This is a genomic window from Phaeodactylibacter sp., from assembly GCF_022763345.1.
Classification (GTDB): domain Bacteria; phylum Bacteroidota; class Bacteroidia; order Chitinophagales; family Saprospiraceae; genus Phaeodactylibacter.
The window spans coordinates 26,353-43,139 of record NZ_JALEGS010000065.1; the positions used below are offsets into that span (position 1 = coordinate 26,353).

Sequence of the window (16,787 nt, forward strand, 5' to 3'; positions counted from 1 at the left end):
GCCACTTTTATGACTATCGCAATCCCTGACCTGATCGCCATTTTCCTATCCGGGTTTGGCATACTGCTTTGTCTTGTGGTGGGGGTTCAGCTGTTTTTGCGACAAGCGGGAATTCGGCAATCTAATTTGCTGCTGGCCGTGCTGCTGATCCTCTACGCGCTAACGCTCAGCAATGGCCTCTTTGCTATGGCGGGCATCTATGCGCAGTATCAATTCCTGTATTTCATCCCCATCAATTTCAGCCTGAGCCTTGGGCCGCTCTTTTACTTTTTCGTACGGTCAAGGCTACAGCCTTCCTTCAGCCTGCAACGCCGGCACCTGCCCCACTTTGTCCTCCCGGTGCTACAATTCCTTTTTTATTTGTCGATTGGCTTCAGGAGTGCGGCCTATAAAAGCTGGATTTGGCAGGAAGTGATCGCTCCCTGCGGACAATTTGTAGAGGAGGGGCTGGTCATCCTACTTGCACTCGGATACCTGGGGGCCGCTTACCGCCTGCTGCAGGGTATCCCGGTAATGTTTTGGAAAGGCCCTGTTTACAGGTGGCTTCGGCGGTTCACTATCTCTCTGGCGTTTCTGTTCCTGATTAGTTCCGGCTACGAAATCCTGGATTGGGTGCTGTATGGCTTGTTCGAGTACAACCTGTTCAATACGCCCTGGATGGCGTTCCCGCTAAAGTTGTCCTATGCAGCCGTCAGCTTCCTGATCGGGTACCACGCCTATTTATATCAACATCAAAGCTTGATTCTGCCCGAACCGCCCAAGCCACCTGCGGAACCACCGGAACTTTCAGCCAGAATTGATGCATTACTTGAGAACCATAAGCCTTACCTCGACCCTGAACTTAGCCTGGAAGCCTTTGCCAAGCTATTAGGCGTGCACCGCAACACCGTATCCAAAGTACTCAGCAGCCGGGGCGAATCCTTCCGGGGGCTGGTCAATCGGTACCGGGTGGAAGAATTTATCCGGCTCGTGCAGGAAGGGCAACACGAGCACCTGACGCTCCTCGCTATCGCCTTTGAATCGGGCTTCAACTCTAAGGCCTCCTTCAACCGCGCCTTTAAAAGCCATACCGGCAGCTCGCCCACCGCGTTTTTTCAGAACTGAGAATATTTTTCTCAAACCGGCCGGTCCAATCCGTCTCATTTTGCATTTCGAGGCGCGACAAACCCTTTGAAAAGGCACTTTTGCTGCATTATGGATCAAAAACTAATGTATCATGAACAAGCTATTTTACTTCCAGGGTTTCGCAATACTGCTTACTATCGCACTCAGTAGTTGTTCCTCCTATTCTACCATTAGCATTCCTGCCGGAGAAGAATTTGTGCTGGGGGAACGGGAGAACAGCAGCTTTCGCGCTGAACTAAAAAACCTTAGCAGCGCAACCATAAATGTCAGTGCGATAGATAGAACAACCGGTGAACAAACTCAAGGCTTTGGCCTGGCGGGCAAAGGACAAACCAGGCTTGGGGTAAGCAGGAAAGAAACGGTCATACTTTCTAACCCCACCACAAAAGTTATAGAAGTAAGGGCTAAGCTAAGCAAGTCCGTGGAAGGGATGCGCTATCAGCAAATGCCGGAAACCAATCTGTCCAGTGACAACCAAATTAAGGCGGAATTGGTGTCCGGAAGGCTCCTTCAGAAAGACAGCCTACTCGCGGATATCGACCTCCTTGAGCGGGCCCTCACCGAGATACATCCCGGCATCTATCGGTACAATAGCCCGGTAAGCATCAACCGGGAATTTGACCGCCTCAGAGCGCAGGTTTATGAAGGCATGACTGAAGCCGCATTCATGAAAATACTGGCGCAGTCCATCAAAAAAATCCGGTGCGGCCATACCTACCTCAACCCCTGGAATATGAACGTAGACCTGCGGGGCCGGCTGTTCGGAGGCCCAATTTATTTTCCGCTTGGTTTTAGTATCCTCAATGGGCAATTTATTGTAACCCATAACGCTTCGGAAGCCTCCGGGATAAGGCCGGGAGCAGCGATTACATCCATCAATGGCATTTCAGCTAAAACAATTTTGGACAGCTTATCCACGATTGCCAAAGTGGATGGGAATAATAACTCGCCGGTTCCACATTACCTGTCGGTCATCAACATCGACGCCCGGCACTGGAATGCCTTTGACCTGTACTTCCCGCTGTTTTTCCCGATGGAGGGCGCTGCTTTCACAATTACTTACCAAAATTTTGGAGCGGAAGCCACGCAAACGGTTACCCTGAAGGCTTTGAAGAAGGAAGAGCGGGAGTCCATTATGAAGAAACGCTACGGCGGTTCAATGCCTGAAAGCGGCAGCTGGTCGCTCGATCTCAGCAATCCGGACCTTGCGGTCCTGCGCCTGGGGACTTTCGCCATTTGGAAGTGGGAAGACTTTAACCACAAAGAATGGTTTCAGGAAGCTTTTGACACCGTCCGACAGCGCGGCATTCCTAACCTGGCCATTGACATCCGGGGCAACGGAGGCGGCCTTAGCGAACCCAGAGATGAGCTCATCAGCTACCTCATCGAAGATAAGCTGGATTGCAGTGGCGCCAGCAAATCACTTATCCGGACCACGAAGGTTGACGCGGTCTTCATACCCCATGCTAAATCCTGGAACGACATCATATTCGAGGGGCTGCCGCCACACTCCTACACCCGTTATGACGATACCTTTTTCGAGCTTAAAGAAGAGGCAGGCTGCCAGGATATCATCCCAAAAGACAACCGCTTCGAAGGTCGGGCCTTCATCCTGGGCGGCCCAGGTAATGTATCCGCTACTTTCACTTTATTGCAAAAGGCCAGGCATTACGGTTTTGCCACTTTTGTTGGTCAGGAGTCCGGCGGCAATCAGCAGGGGATCAATGGCGGTGAATATCTCTTTTTTCACCTGCCGCACAGTCAGATGGAAGTCGATATTCCACTCAAATACTTTGCTCCTCCTGTTGAACGACCAGATGCAGGTGTTGCGCCGGCAGTAGAAGTCGCGCTTACGCAGGAAGATATTGCGCGTGGGCGGGATCCTTACATGGAGTACATTCTTGAGGTCATTAAGTAAGAACCGGGGCATCCACAGCATCTCTGAGCAGGTTGGCCAGACAGGGGGTTGGAGAAGACTTCAGTCCGCTGTTTTTTTTGGTGTTGGCTTATCCTAGAAAATAAGACCTAGCAACTACGCAGAATAAAACCTCGGCGACCCAGGTTTGTTATACATTCTGTACACTAGCCACCAAACTAGTCTCGCAGAATTTTTGTAATTTTGCGCCGCTTTTAACCAATAAAACCACGTATGCAAACCACTGCGCCCTACCACCCGCAACATAAAGTTCGGATCGTGACCGCCGCTTCCCTGTTCGACGGACACGACGCCGCCATCAACATCATGCGCCGCATCATGCAAAGCTCAGGCGCTGAAATCATCCACCTCGGCCACAACCGCTCCGTACAGGAAATTGTAGATACTGCCATCATGGAAGATGCGCAGGGCATCGCCATTACCTCCTATCAGGGTGGGCACACCGAGTTCTTTAAGTACATGCATGACTTGCTCAAGGAGCGGGGTGCCGGCCACATTAAGCTCTTCGGAGGCGGGGGCGGTACCATTCTGCCGGAAGAAATCGAGGAGCTGCACGACTATGGTATCACCCGTATCTACTCCCCGGATGATGGGCGCGACATGGGCCTGCAGGGCATGATCAATGATGTACTGGAAAAGTGCGATTACCCCGTGGGCACCAACCTCAATGGCGAGCTGAAGCAGTTCCAGGAAAAAGACCCGCGTGCCCTCGCCCGCATGATCTCCGCAGCCGAAAACTTCCCGGAAGAGAACCGCGGCTGGCTGGAACAACTGCGCAAAGATATCGAAGGCAAAACCATCCCGGTGCTGGGCATTACCGGTACCGGCGGGGCAGGCAAATCCAGCCTGGTGGATGAGCTGGTGCGCCGCTTCCTGATGGACTTCGACGATAAAACCATTGCCATCATTTCCGTGGACCCGTCCAAGCGAAAGACGGGCGGTGCACTACTGGGCGACCGCATCCGTATGAATGCCGTCACAGGCAACCTGGCGCAGAACCGCGTTTACATGCGCTCCCTGGCCACCCGGCAGTCCAACCTGGCACTGTCTAAGCACGTACAGGACGCCATCGACATCCTCAAGGCCGCACAGTACGACCTCATCATCCTGGAAACCTCCGGCATCGGGCAGTCCGATACAGAAATCATCGACCACTCCGATATGTCGCTCTATGTGATGACGCCGGAGTACGGGGCCGCCACACAGCTGGAGAAAATCGACATGCTCGACTTCGCTGATGTGATTGCCATCAATAAATTCGACAAGCGGGGCGCACAGGATGCCCTCCGGGATGTGAAGAAGCAGTATCAGCGCAACAACATGCTCTTCGACAAATCGCTGGACGAGATGCCGGTCATTGGCACTATAGCCTCTCAGTTTAACGACCCGGGCATGAATAAGCTCTACCGCACCCTGATGGACGTGCTCGCGGAGCGCACCGGGGCCGACCTGAAGTCCGACTTTATGGCCAGCGATGAGGTGAGCGAAAAGATATTCATCATTCCGCCCAAACGGGTACGTTACCTTTCGGAAATCTCCGACTCCAACCGTAATTACGACGACTGGGTGGACCGGCAGGAACAAGTGGCGCGCAAGCTCTTCGCCCTCAACGAATCCATCAAAGCGATTGAGGCGGAGGACAACCTGCCCAACAAAACCGAAACCCTGGCGAGCCTGAAAAAGGCCTACGAGGAAGTGGAACTGGGGCTCGATGGCTACTGCAAGCGCATCATCGAGACCTGGGAAGACAAAAAGGCGCAGTACAAAGCCGACGAATTCATCTATCAGGTGCGGGGTAAAGAAATCCGCGTGCCGACTTTTACAACCTCCCTGTCCCACTCCCGCATTCCCCGTGTAGTCCTGCCTCGCTTCAAGGACTGGGGTGAGATCCTGCGGTGGTCCCTGCAGGAAAACGTACCGGGAGAATTCCCCTACACCGCCGGCGTTTTCCCCTTCAAGCGCAAGGGGGAAGACCCCACGCGCATGTTTGCCGGAGAAGGCGGCCCGGAGCGCACCAATAAGCGTTTCCACTACCTGTCCGAAGGCATGCCTGCCGCCCGTTTGTCCACTGCTTTCGACTCGGTGACGCTATACGGGGAAGATCCGGATTACCGCCCGGACATCTACGGTAAAATCGGCAACTCCGGCGTCAGCGTCTGCTCCCTCGACGATGCCAAGCGCCTGTACTCCGGCTTTGACCTTTGCGATCCAAAGACGTCGGTCTCCATGACCATTAATGGTCCAGCAGCAACGATTTGCGCCTTCTTCATGAATGCAGCCATCGATCAGCAGTGCGAAAAGTACATCCGGGAGCATGGGTTGGAGGACAAGGTCGAGGCCAAGCTCAAAGAATTATACGACGATCGCGGACTACCCCGCCCGCAGTACCGCGCCGATATGCCCAAAACCAATGATCAGCTCGGGCTGCTCCTGCTGGGCGTCACCGGCGATCAGATTTTGGAAGCAAGTATTTACAACGAGCTCAAAGCCAAAGCGCTGTCCTCCGTTCGCGGCACGGTGCAGGCCGACATCCTTAAGGAAGATCAAGCGCAAAACACCTGCATTTTCTCCACCGAATTCAGCCTCAAGCTGATGGGCGATGTGCAGGAATACTTTATCTGGAATAAGGTGCGCAACTTCTACTCGGTTTCCATCTCCGGCTACCACATTGCGGAAGCGGGCGCAAACCCCATCACGCAGCTGGCCTTTACCCTGGCCAATGGATTCACCTTCGTGGAGTATTATCTGAGCCGGGGCATGGATATCAACGACTTTGCGCCCAACCTGTCCTTCTTCTTCTCCAACGGGGTAGACCCCGAATACGCCGTCATTGGCCGGGTGGCCCGCCGCATCTGGTCCAAGGCCATGAAGCAGAAGTACAATGCCAACGAGCGCTCGCAAAAGCTGAAGTACCACATTCAGACCTCCGGCCGCTCCCTCCATGCGCAAGAGATCAGCTTCAACGACATCCGGACCACCCTGCAGGCCCTGTACGCCATTTACGACAACTGCAACAGCCTGCACACCAATGCCTACGACGAGGCCATCACCACGCCGACGGAGGAAAGCGTACGCCGAGCCGTAGCCATTCAGATGATCATCAACCACGAGCTGGGGCTGGCCAAGAATGAAAATCCACTGCAGGGCGCCTTCATCATTGAAGAGCTGACCGAGTTGGTGGAAGAAGCCGTGCTTCTGGAGTTCGACCGCATCACCGAACGGGGCGGCGTACTGGGCGCTATGGAGACTATGTATCAGCGCGGCAAGATTCAGGATGAAAGCCTCCACTACGAGATGCTCAAGCACACGGGCGAAATGCCGATTATTGGGGTGAATACCTTCCTTAACAAGGATGGGTCGCCTACGGTGCGCCCCGGGGAGGTCATCCGCGCCACCAAGGACGAGAAAGAGGATCAAATCAAAGGCTTGCGCGAACTGCACAAAGCGAATGCCAACCGGGGAGCGCAACACCTGAAGCAGCTACAGCAGGTCGCCATCCAAAACGGCAACCTCTTTGAAGCACTGATGGAAGCGACTAAGCACTGCTCGCTGGGGCAGATTACGCATGCCTTGTATGAAGTCGGTGGGCAGTACCGGCGGAATATGTAAGCTGGAATCGCAAAAATTTCCGATTTTACAGAAAAAAGAAATGGGCAATCGGTTTCTCATTTACTGCATAAAAGGCCTGGCAGCAATTGGGCTGCTGGGCATCTTTGCCTTATCCGTTGCGGTAATGCTGTATGGTATGGTAGAGACGGTACACGCGGCAGGTGGTATCCTGCAGAATCAGCACTCCGAAAAAGACATCATCGTAATTGTAGTGGGCATCGTTGATTTTTTTCTGCTCGGCATCACCGCCCTGCTTGTAGCGGTAGGCTTGTACGAGCTCTTTTTTAAACCGATAGCCGGCCTGCCCGACTGGATCAACATCAAAAATATGGATCAGCTCAAGGTCATGCTCATTACGGTGGCGATTTTAGTCATGAGTATTTCCTTCATGGGCAAAGTCGTCACCTGGAATGGGGAGGACGATATTATGGGTTATGGCGTTGCTTTGGGGCTGGTGATTATTGGGCTGAGCTACTTCCTGAGCATCAAACAGCAGAAAGAAAGTTAGCACTTGTGTAAAAGTGCCTGAAGGCTCTGTATGGCTGGTGCAAATGGCACAAGTTCAATAGCTGGCTACTTCGCCCTGTACTGATGAGAGAGGTTTGTGAAGAGGAGGAGAGTAGACGATCTTAAAAACAGAAGCCGTATGAATGGAGAAATCCTCATCTACAAAAACCAAGACGGCAACATCAAGATAGATGTACGTCTGCAGGAAGAAACCGTTTGGCTTACCCAAGCACAGATGGCTACCTTGTTTGGGAAAGACAAGCGTACCATCAGTGAGCATATCGGCAATATTTTCAAAGAAGGCGAATTGGACGAAAATTCAGTTGTCCGGAAATTCCGGACAACTGCTGCGGATGGTAAAAACTATGCAATCAATCACTACAACTTAGATGTCATTATTTCAGTCGGCTATCGGGTAAAATCGGTTCAGGGCACACAGTTCCGTATTTGGGCAACACAGCGTTTAAAGGAATACATTATAAAGGGCTTTACGCTCAATGACGACCGCTTTAAGTCGGGCAGCTCTATGAACTATTTCAATGAGTTGCAAGAGCGTATTCGTGAGATACGCCTGTCGGAGAAGTTCTTCTACCAAAAAATCAAAGACATCTACGCTACCAGCATAGACTATGACCCTAAAGACGAAAAAACCATTGAGTTTTTCAAAATCGTTCAAAACAAACTGCTTTGGGCGATCAGTGAGCAAACCGCAGCAGAATTAGTGTATAGGCGTGTGGATGCCAGTTTGCCCTTGATGGGCATGCTTTCTTACGACAAAAAACAAGTGGCTTCCATAAAAAAGGCGGAAGTAAGCATTGCCAAAAATTACTTGAATGAAGAAGAAATGAGGCTTTTGGGCTTGTTGGTGGAGCAATATCTGGCATTTGCTGAAACAATGGCACAGCAGCAAACCCCCATGTATATGAAAGATTGGATTGAGCGATTAGATACCATTTTGCAATTAAACGGCAGGGAATTATTGACCCATGCAGGTAAAGTTTCGCGTAAAATGGCATTGGAGAAATCAGGCGCCGAGTACGAGAAATTCAAGCAACAACTAAAAGCGATTGAGAAGGAAGCTAGCCTTAAAGAGTTGGAAGAAGACATTAAAAAGTTGAAGAAACCGAAAAAGTGAAATTCACAGAAGCGAAGTTAGCTAAGTACGAGGTTAATCCCCCTACCGCTTCACCTTCAACAATCCCGACAGCCCATTCTCATCCACCACACCTACCAGCTTGCCCTGATGGAAGACCGGGAGGATACCACGGCCTTTCCAGTACACCTTACCGTAGGCTTCATCCAGCGGATCGGTGGGAAGGAGGGCATCGGGGAAAGGGCGGATGACGCTGCTGAGGGGCATAGAGGAAGGGTCAAGCTTTTTGTCCTTGGCAAGTTTGACGAGTCTGCGCTCGCCTAGCGTGCCGGTCAGGTTGTGCCATTCATCGAATACGAGGAAGTGACGTTCGGTGCCATGCTGCATCAGGTCAAAGGCAGCAGACAGCGGCTGATCCGTATACAGGGGGGTGTATTGCGGGCGCATGATATCGGCTACCGCGTGCTTGCTGAGGATACCATCGAAGCGCACCATTTTGTACTCATTGGCAGCCATTACAAACACGAAAATACCGATTACCGCCGTGATGATACTAAACTGCCACACCCCGAAGGCGACCAGACCTATCGCCAGCACCTGCCCTACGTAAGTGGCAATCCGCGTAGCCTTCAGGCGGCCCAGGCGGATGGACAGCAGTGCCCGCAGCACCCGTCCCCCGTCCATAGGGAAAGCCGGCACCATATTGAAAACCGCCAGGATACCGTTCAGGAAAATCAGCCCGAAGAGGAAGTAATCCCAGGGCGATAAGCCCACCGAAAAGATATTGGAATTGGGATAAGCCAGGCTCATGAAGAAGTTGTAGAACTTCGACCGGCTTGCCTCGGAAGCCAGCAGGGGCTGAGCTGAAAGCAGCAATCCGATAAATACATTGACCATTGGCCCGGCCACGGCCACCATAAACTCATGTACCGGATTTTCCGGCAGGCGGTCCAGGCGCGCCACGCCACCGATGGGCGACAGGATGATATCGCGGGTATCCACGCCGTAGCGGCGGGCCGTGAGGGCATGCCCAAATTCATGCAGCACCACGCAGCCAAAGATGGCCAATACAAAACCCATCATCCAGGCCATCGTCTCCCAGTCCCAGGCTTCACCCAGCCCTTTCGCCAGTACCCATACGAAGATGAGCAGGAACGTCCAGTGGACCTGCACCGGGATACCGAAGAACTTCGCAATTTGGACAACGCCTTTCATGAGTGAGGTTAGGTAAAGAATGAATTTGATCTACAAACGTAAAAACGGGAGGCTTAGTTTTTGGGCTGAATCAACAAAAGCACCTCCCCAATACTGAGAAGATGCTTTTGTATCGCTTTTTGGCGGATCGGAAGCGCTTACACGCCCTGCTCCTGCATGCTGTCCCGGAAGATTGGCAGATAGAGCTGCCCTTTAAGGATGTTGCGGGAGATCACCACGCGCTGTATCTCGGAAGTACCTTCGTAGATTTGCGTAATCTTTGCATCGCGCATCAGGCGCTCTACGTGGTACTCTTTTACAAAGCCATAACCACCGTGAACCTGAACCGCTTCCACGGTATGCCGCATCGCCACTTCTGAGGCATACATCTTCGCCATAGAGCTCGCCATATCATAATCCATGTGGTTATCTTTGAGCCAGGCCGAACGATATACCATCAGCTTGGCCGCCTCAATTTCGGTAGCCATATCTGCCAGCTTGAAAGCAATCGCCTGATGCTTGCTGATCGCTTTGCCAAAGGCTTCGCGTTCCTTGGAGTAGTTCAGCGCCAGTTCGTAAGCACCGCCGGCAATACCCAGTGCCTGAGCAGCAATACCGATCCGGCCGCCAGACAGCGTCTTCATCGCAAACTTGAAGCCGAAGCCGTCTTCGCCAATACGGTTTTCCTTAGGCACCTTCACATCGGTGTACATGATGGTGTGGGTGTCAGAAGAACGGATGCCCAGCTTGTCTTCCTTGGCGCCAATCGCTACGCCTTCCGAATCCGTCTCGACAATGAAGCAGTTGATGCCCCGGTGCCCTTTCTCCGGGTCAGTCTGCGCCATTACCAGGTGCAGCTTGGAAGTGCCGCCGTTGGTGATCCAGTTTTTGGTGCCGTTGAGTACGTAGTGGTCGCCCATGTCTACAGCCGTGGTGCGCTGCATCGTGGCGTCACTGCCTGCTTCCGGCTCGGAGAGGCAGAAAGCACCGATCCATTCGCCGGTAGCCAGCTTAGGCAGGTACTTTGCTTTTTGGGCTTCTGTTCCGTAGGTTTCAATGCCCCAGCAGACCAGAGAGTTGTTGACCGACATGATGACCGAGCAGGAGTTGTCGACCTTAGAAATTTCCTCCATAGCCAGCACGTAGGACATCGTGTCCATGCCGCCGCCACCGTACTCCGGCGATACCATCATGCCCAGGAAGCCCAGCTCGCCCATTTTGCGGACTTGCTCCGTAGGGTATTCCTGCTTGGAATCGCGCTCAATCACGCCGGGCTTGAGTTCTTTTTGGGCAAATTCACGTGCCGCTTCCTGAACGGCCAGTTGCTCTTCGGTGAGTTCAAAAAACATATTTTATTGGTTTATTCAGTTGAGGGCGGTGTACCACTCAAAATATTAGCAAATAACTTATGTGTACTTAGCGAAAATACGCTATTTTCAGCACAAAATAAAATTTTGAAGCCTCGCCTTTGTTGGTGTTTAGTAAAAACTGCTATTCGTCCGGCGCCCTTCCCCACCGATAGCGAATTCCATGCCCATCTGTACCGCTGCGTGGTGCTGACTACGCCGGTTGACCTCGCCTTCGCGCCCCTGACTGATATCCATCAAATCGTAGAATAGCTGACCATGGGCAAAAATGCGCCCATGCGAAAAAAGCTTCCTCGACAACCGAATGCCCGCAATGGGCCCGATGTGGAAAGCCCGCCCGCCTACGTCTTCGGGAAGGAGCACTTTGCTATCGTCAGCTAGGTCTTGCAGGGCGACCAGCTGAGTAGCTGTAAATTCGTTTTCCAGGGCAATTCGCTCAATTTCCTGATTGAGGAACTGGAAAAAGCCAGCCTCACTTTCGGAGCGCTGAAAGCTCCAGTCAAAACCGGTACGCAGCCCCAGGAATACTTCGTAGTCAAAAGGGCGGTCGAGGCTGCCCCCACCCGCACCGTAGCGGGTTTTCAGAAAACTGTACCGGTAGTCAAGGTGGAGGTTCATCCCCTTGCCGCCTTCCCGGAAATAACCTGGGCTTGCGCCTATCTCGATAGACTGTGGCTGTAGCTGCAGGTCAGAAGACTCCCCAAAGCTATAGCGCAGGAAGAAAGTCGCCACGGTCTTGTTGTATCCATTACGGCCGAACTCCTCGCCCATTTCCAGCTCGCTCATCGGCTCGGCAGCGCCTTGCAGCAAGGCTTCGAGCGAGGCCCCCAGCTTGACCAGGTTCCACATGGCCTGAAAGTGAGGATTGGCAGACAAAGGTGCCCGGTCGTCCAGTGCAAATACGGCGTTCATCTTGACGCCGAAATCCAGTTGTGCATCATCCAGTACCAGCAGGTAGCGGGTGCTGTGCTCCCCTACGCGGCCCTGTGCCCAGGCAGCCGACAGGCTCAGTATCATGAAGATCAGTAGTAGTAGTACATTTTTTCTCATAGTCTATTGAGTTTATTTCCGCCGCCGGGCGGATCGTTGTGCATTGTTTTGCTTCCAGCCAAAACCGGTGCGCCAGCGTACGCCTACGTGCGCGTACGTCTGCAGCATGGGGTCCGTCCCCTCTACGACGGTATGCCGGCTTCGGGCCACCTCTATGCCGCCAATAACAGAGAAACCTCCGCCAAAATTGACCGGCACGGTAGCCCGGGCAAACCAGCCCAGAGAAGGGATGGTGCGCGGATCCCGGAACTTTCCAAATACAATATTTTGCAGTGCCACTGCTACCTGATCGGTGATGTCTTCCACCGGTGCCAGCAGGCCGCCTTCCATCAGGCTGTCCAGCTTTTCGCTAATGAAGAGGATGTTGCCCAAGTCAACCATTGGCGAAGGATCGGCGGTCAGCCGAAGCCCGCCGGTCAGCTCGGCATCTATGGATATCTGCTCGTTGCGCCCGAAAGCGACGAGGGGGCGGTCGCCCAGGAATAACTTTTTGAAATGAACGTACACCTCCGCATCATACCGGTTAGGAAAAAAGGGCTGCGCCCGCCCGGCATCAGACAAAGCCATCTGCGCCAGGTGCGCTGCCAGAGCTTCGGCATCCCCGCGCAGGGAAAGGCGGACCGACTCGATCTGATTGCTTAATTTTTTGCTCTCGGCCCGGTCAATGTAGCGGGGGTCAGAAACAGCTACACTGCCTCCAATGAATTTGTAGCGTACGAAGAAGCGCGCCATCCGGACATTTCGCCTTTGCTGCCGTTCCAGCTCCTGCTCGATTTCGATGCGCAGGCCGGGAAAGAGGTTTTTCAGCCAGCGGGGCGCATTAAGGTCAAAAAAGGCAAAAGCGCTGTCCACTTCAGTCTCCGCAATCTCCAGCTCAGAAAAGCCAACGATTTCCGAAAGCTCCCCCCGAAAACTGGCATTGGAAATACCGGTGGTGGTCTCCATCCCAAACTCAAAAGCCTGGGCAGGCAGCAAGCCCGGCAGCAGCAAGAGGCAAAGACCACAGATTTGGGTTACTATTTTATTCATCACTTCATTTCAGTTTTATCGGATCAGGTGGACTTCGCCCTCGACGATGCGCCGAAAGCCATTAGGGTAGCGCACAATGCCGTAGTAGGCGTAAGTGCCGGTGTTCATGGGCTCGTCCAGCCGGTTGCCGTCCCAGCCATAGCTTTGGTCATTGAGGGGCACTTCTTCTTCTTCAAAAAGCAGCCCGCCCCAGCGGTCGTACACCTGAAAGCGCTCCACGATTTCACCGGAGCTCCCGTCGCTGTACAAAATAAGCCGGTCGTTGATGCCGTCGCCATTGGGTGAGAATGCGGTTGGCCCGTAGACATCCCCAAGTACTACTGTGAGCGGCAGAGCAGCTGATGCCAGGCAGCCGCGGCCATCTTCCACGATCACCCGGATATCCAAATTTCGGGTGGCAATGAAATCAGTAGTGGGCTGGCCGGTATCAATTTCGTCGGGCACCCATTGGAGGCGCTGCACATCGCCGATGGTATTGGCGGTCAGGGAAATGGGCGTCGTCGGTCGCACTTCAATCGGTTCGTAGTCCAGGCTGACGCCCAAAGTATCGGGCCGGGTTATGGTTATGGGGAATTCCTGTACACAGTCAAACAGGTCACGGATGACCAGCAGGTAGTCTCCGTAGCCCAAGTCTTTGAAGCGTTGGGAAAGGGTGTAATTCTCCCCTCCGTCAATGGAGAAAATTGCCTGCCGCTCGGTACTGTGCAACTCGATTTCCACCTCGCCCAGCTCCCCGGGGCAGACGGGCTGTTCGATGAAAAGCTGCACTTCCGGGCCATCGGGTTCCGGGATGTCCACCTGCCAGTCCAGTGCACAGCCAAGAGAATCGGTTACGGTAACGGCGTAGATGCCCCCAGTCGCCGTTGCCAGCTCATTGCCACTGCCACCGGGCCATTCAAAGCTCAGCTCCGGCGGATAAAAGTAGGCAAAGGCCGTATCGCAGGTCTCTTCGATGATCAGCTCGGGCTCCGGCAGGGGATTGGCGGTAACAAAAAGCGGCACTGTGATACTGCATCCATTCAGGTCCGTTGCCGTGAGGCTGTACTCCCCGATATCCGTCACTTCAAAATCTGTCACGAAGGAAAAAGGTATCGGCACCTGATAAGGGTTGACCCACTGCAGGCTCTGGAACAGGCTGTCATTTTGCGTAAGCAGGAAGACCGTATCGCCGAGGCAGGCGGCAGAAGCACTCAACTCGGGTGTGGGCGGAAGGAGAATCTGTAGGTTCATGGTGTCCAGGTCTTCGCAGCCCTCTTCGTTGAAGGCATGTAAGATGTACGCGCCCTCATTACCCGGATTCAAAGCTACCGTTTGGTAAATGGAGTCGGTGGTCGAAGTTCCGTCCGGGAGCGTCCAGAAGTGCCCCTGCCCACCGGTACCGGCAAGGGAAAAGCCAGTACCGTTGCAAAGGCTTTCATCGGGGCCGGCATCTGCAAATTCAGGGTCGGTCACCAGAAAGGAGTCGCGGACCGTGCAGCAGTCGTCCACCGCAGTGAAGTAGTACCAGCCCTGATTCCCTTCGAACGGATGATTGGTAATGAGCCCGCTGCCCACCACATTACCGGCGGCATCTGTCCATTCCATGGTGGCATCATCTGCAAAGCAGCCTGCCGGCACACCGGCAAAGAAGTAAATGGCATTGGCATTGCAATCGGGTATGCCCACGGGGTTGAAGCTGCAATCGCTCACCGGCTCCGGGCAGTGGATGTAGGTGGAAAATTCGGTGGAGGCATTATTGGGATCGCTGTACACGCTGTACTGTACCTGCAGCCCGATGGCGCAAAAAGGCGCGGTCCCGCTGATCCGGCCCACACCGCTCAGCGTCTGCAGATTACCAGGCAGAGCAAAGGCAGGCTGCCCCAGCGCCTGTAGCCACATCTCCATGGTATTGACATCAGCGACTTCTGAAACGATAAGGCTATCATTGTCGATCAGAGCGAAGCCGTTAAGGCAGCCCACGCAGTTGCCAAAAGCGAGGGTGCCCAGTGATTTGAGGGAACTATCCGGCATGATCGCCTGCACCTCCACCCGGTCCACCTGCTGCCCACCGAAGGCATTCACATCCACGATGTAGGATTGCTGCTGCTGGGTTTCCACGAAGTAAGTGGTGTAGCGTAACGTATCACGGTTTTGGGCCGTCATCGTGTTATTGCCGTCCTGCGGGTCCACATAGGGCTGACCGCAGTCACCAAGCATGATAGGCTGTGCCGGTAAAATAACGGGGACACAGAGTAGCAGCGCTACAGCGCAATAGCATTTCAGCAGGTAGAAGTCGTAGTCCTTCATCAATTTAACCTTCTGGCATCGTTTCCTCCCATAGCAGTTTGCTACTGCATTGGGACAGGCAGTCTTTAAATTCAGGGTGCTCCCCGGTGCGGGGCGAGGGTGTGGAGATTATGACGCTGACAAGGCTTATGCCCTGCCGGGCTGTAAAGGTATCACTTTTCCATAAGATGCCAAGGGAATCCGGTGCTAGTTTTTTGATAAAGAGCGCTGGACATATTAAACCTGTTCTTAGTTTGTTAGCCTTTTCTACTGCTTTGCAGGGGTTTCTGCCCATTGTTTATCTTTGCAAAAAAACCTCATGCCCGAAGCCACCACTCTTGCCTACGCCCGCGAAATGGATGCCTGCGACCCAATGCGCCGCTTCCGCGACCGCTTTTTCATTCCACAGCATAACGGACAGGACAGCCTCTACCTCTGTGGCAACTCCCTGGGGCTACAGCCCAAAACAGCAGAAGCCGCACTGAAGCACGAACTCGAGCATTGGAAAACCCATGGCGTGGAAGGGCACTTCCGGGGTGATTTGCCCTGGATGGATTACCACAAGTTCCTGACGGAGCAAAGCGCGCATGTGGTAGGTGCCATGCCGGAAGAGGTCGTGGTGATGAACACCCTGACCACCAACCTGCACCTCATGATGGTAAGCTTTTACCGGCCGGACGCCACCCGTTTCAAGATCATTATGGAGGCCGGGGCTTTCCCCTCTGATCAGTACGCGGTGGAAAGCCAGGTGAAATGGCACGGCTTTAGCCCGGAGGAAGCGATTGTGGAGGTGCAGCCCCGATCCGGGGAAGACACCCTGCGCACAGAAGATATTATTGCCACAATTGAGGAGCATGGAGCACAAACCGCGCTGGTCCTCTTTGGTGGCGTCAATTACTTTACCGGGCAGCTCTTTGATATGCAAGCTATTACCAAAGCTGCTCACCAAGCAGGCGCTTATGCCGGTTTCGACCTCGCGCATGCTGCGGGCAACGCCCACCTGAAACTCCATGACTGGGGCGCTGACTTCGCGGTATGGTGCAGTTACAAATACCTGAACTCCGGCCCCGGCGGACCAAGCGGTGCCTTCGTGCACGAGCGCCACGGCAACAACCCCGACCTGCCCCGCTTTGCCGGCTGGTGGGGCCACGATGAGAACGAGCGGTTTCTGATGCGCAAAGGTTTTCATCCCATGCCGGGCGCAGCGGGCTGGCAGCTGAGCAATGCACAGATTTTCAGTTTTGCCGTGCACAAGGCCAGCCTGGACATTTTCTACGAAGCGACCATGCCTGCCTTGCGGCAAAAGAGCGAACAGCTTACCGGCTACCTGGAAAAGCTATTGCAGGGTTTACCCGCCGGGCGTTTCCGTATTATCACCCCTGCCGCACCGGAAGCGCGGGGCTGTCAGCTTTCCATTTACACAGAACAAGGTGGAAAGAAGTTATTTGACACACTGTCGGAGCAGGGCGTCATTGCCGACTGGCGGGAAGACAACCTTAGCGGCAAGCAGCTTCCTCCGGGTGAAGCGGGGGTTATCCGGGTAGCGCCAACACCACTTTACAACACCTTTGAGGAGGTTTATCGCTTTGTTGAGCTGCTGGGAGCCGCCTAG

The 16,787-nt window shown here is 53.8% G+C and carries 11 protein-coding genes; 6 read left to right on the forward strand and 5 right to left on the reverse strand.

The genetic code is table 11. The features are described from left to right. Nucleotides 1-9 precede the first annotated feature (9 nt). The 5 genes from MRY86_RS17855 to MRY86_RS17875 all read left to right on the forward strand — a co-directional run bounded on the left by MRY86_RS17855 (nt 10) and on the right by MRY86_RS17875 (nt 8,312). A complete protein-coding gene (locus tag MRY86_RS17855; protein WP_293566198.1) occupies nt 10-1,104 on the forward strand; it encodes a helix-turn-helix domain-containing protein in 1,095 nt (364 codons plus the stop codon). A 112-nt stretch (nt 1,105-1,216) separates the two neighbouring features. Beyond that, nucleotides 1,217-3,043: a S41 family peptidase gene (locus MRY86_RS17860; RefSeq protein WP_293566199.1), complete on the forward strand. Its 1,827-nt coding sequence runs from the start codon at nt 1,217-1,219 to the stop codon at nt 3,041-3,043. A gap of 231 nt (nt 3,044-3,274) precedes the next feature. Next, nucleotides 3,275-6,670 (forward strand): methylmalonyl-CoA mutase family protein, encoded by a 3,396-nt coding sequence (locus MRY86_RS17865; protein WP_293566200.1) that lies wholly within the window; start codon nt 3,275-3,277, stop codon nt 6,668-6,670. 40 nt (nt 6,671-6,710) lie between these two features. After that, a complete protein-coding gene (locus MRY86_RS17870) occupies nt 6,711-7,178 on the forward strand; it encodes a YqhA family protein (RefSeq protein WP_293566201.1) in 468 nt (155 codons plus the stop codon). A gap of 138 nt (nt 7,179-7,316) precedes the next feature. Beyond that, complete coding sequence (locus tag MRY86_RS17875; RefSeq protein WP_293566202.1) at nt 7,317-8,312, forward strand: virulence RhuM family protein; 996 nt, start codon at nt 7,317-7,319, stop codon at nt 8,310-8,312. A gap of 42 nt (nt 8,313-8,354) precedes the next feature. Here MRY86_RS17875 and MRY86_RS17880 read toward each other — a convergent pair whose 3' ends face one another. From MRY86_RS17880 to MRY86_RS17900, 5 genes are all read right to left on the reverse strand, one after another. Continuing rightward, entirely contained in the window at nt 8,355-9,485 is a 1,131-nt protein-coding gene (locus tag MRY86_RS17880; protein WP_293566203.1) for a site-2 protease family protein, read from the reverse strand. 137 nt (nt 9,486-9,622) lie between these two features. Then, nucleotides 9,623-10,813 carry an acyl-CoA dehydrogenase gene (locus tag MRY86_RS17885; RefSeq protein WP_293566204.1) on the reverse strand — a complete coding sequence of 397 codons (1,191 nt, stop codon included), beginning with the start codon at nt 10,811-10,813 and terminating at the stop codon, nt 9,623-9,625. 129 nt (nt 10,814-10,942) lie between these two features. Next, entirely contained in the window at nt 10,943-11,881 is a 939-nt protein-coding gene (locus MRY86_RS17890; RefSeq protein WP_293566205.1) for a hypothetical protein, read from the reverse strand. A 12-nt stretch (nt 11,882-11,893) separates the two neighbouring features. Then, complete coding sequence (locus MRY86_RS17895; RefSeq protein ID WP_293566206.1) at nt 11,894-12,910, reverse strand: hypothetical protein; 1,017 nt, start codon at nt 12,908-12,910, stop codon at nt 11,894-11,896. 15 nt (nt 12,911-12,925) lie between these two features. Continuing rightward, nucleotides 12,926-15,196, reverse strand: coding sequence for a gliding motility-associated C-terminal domain-containing protein (locus tag MRY86_RS17900; protein ID WP_293566207.1), 2,271 nt, complete (start codon nt 15,194-15,196; stop codon nt 12,926-12,928). A gap of 298 nt (nt 15,197-15,494) precedes the next feature. Between MRY86_RS17900 and kynU the strand changes: the two genes are divergently transcribed. Further along, nucleotides 15,495-16,787: a kynureninase gene (gene kynU / locus MRY86_RS17905; RefSeq protein WP_293566208.1), complete on the forward strand. Its 1,293-nt coding sequence runs from the start codon at nt 15,495-15,497 to the stop codon at nt 16,785-16,787.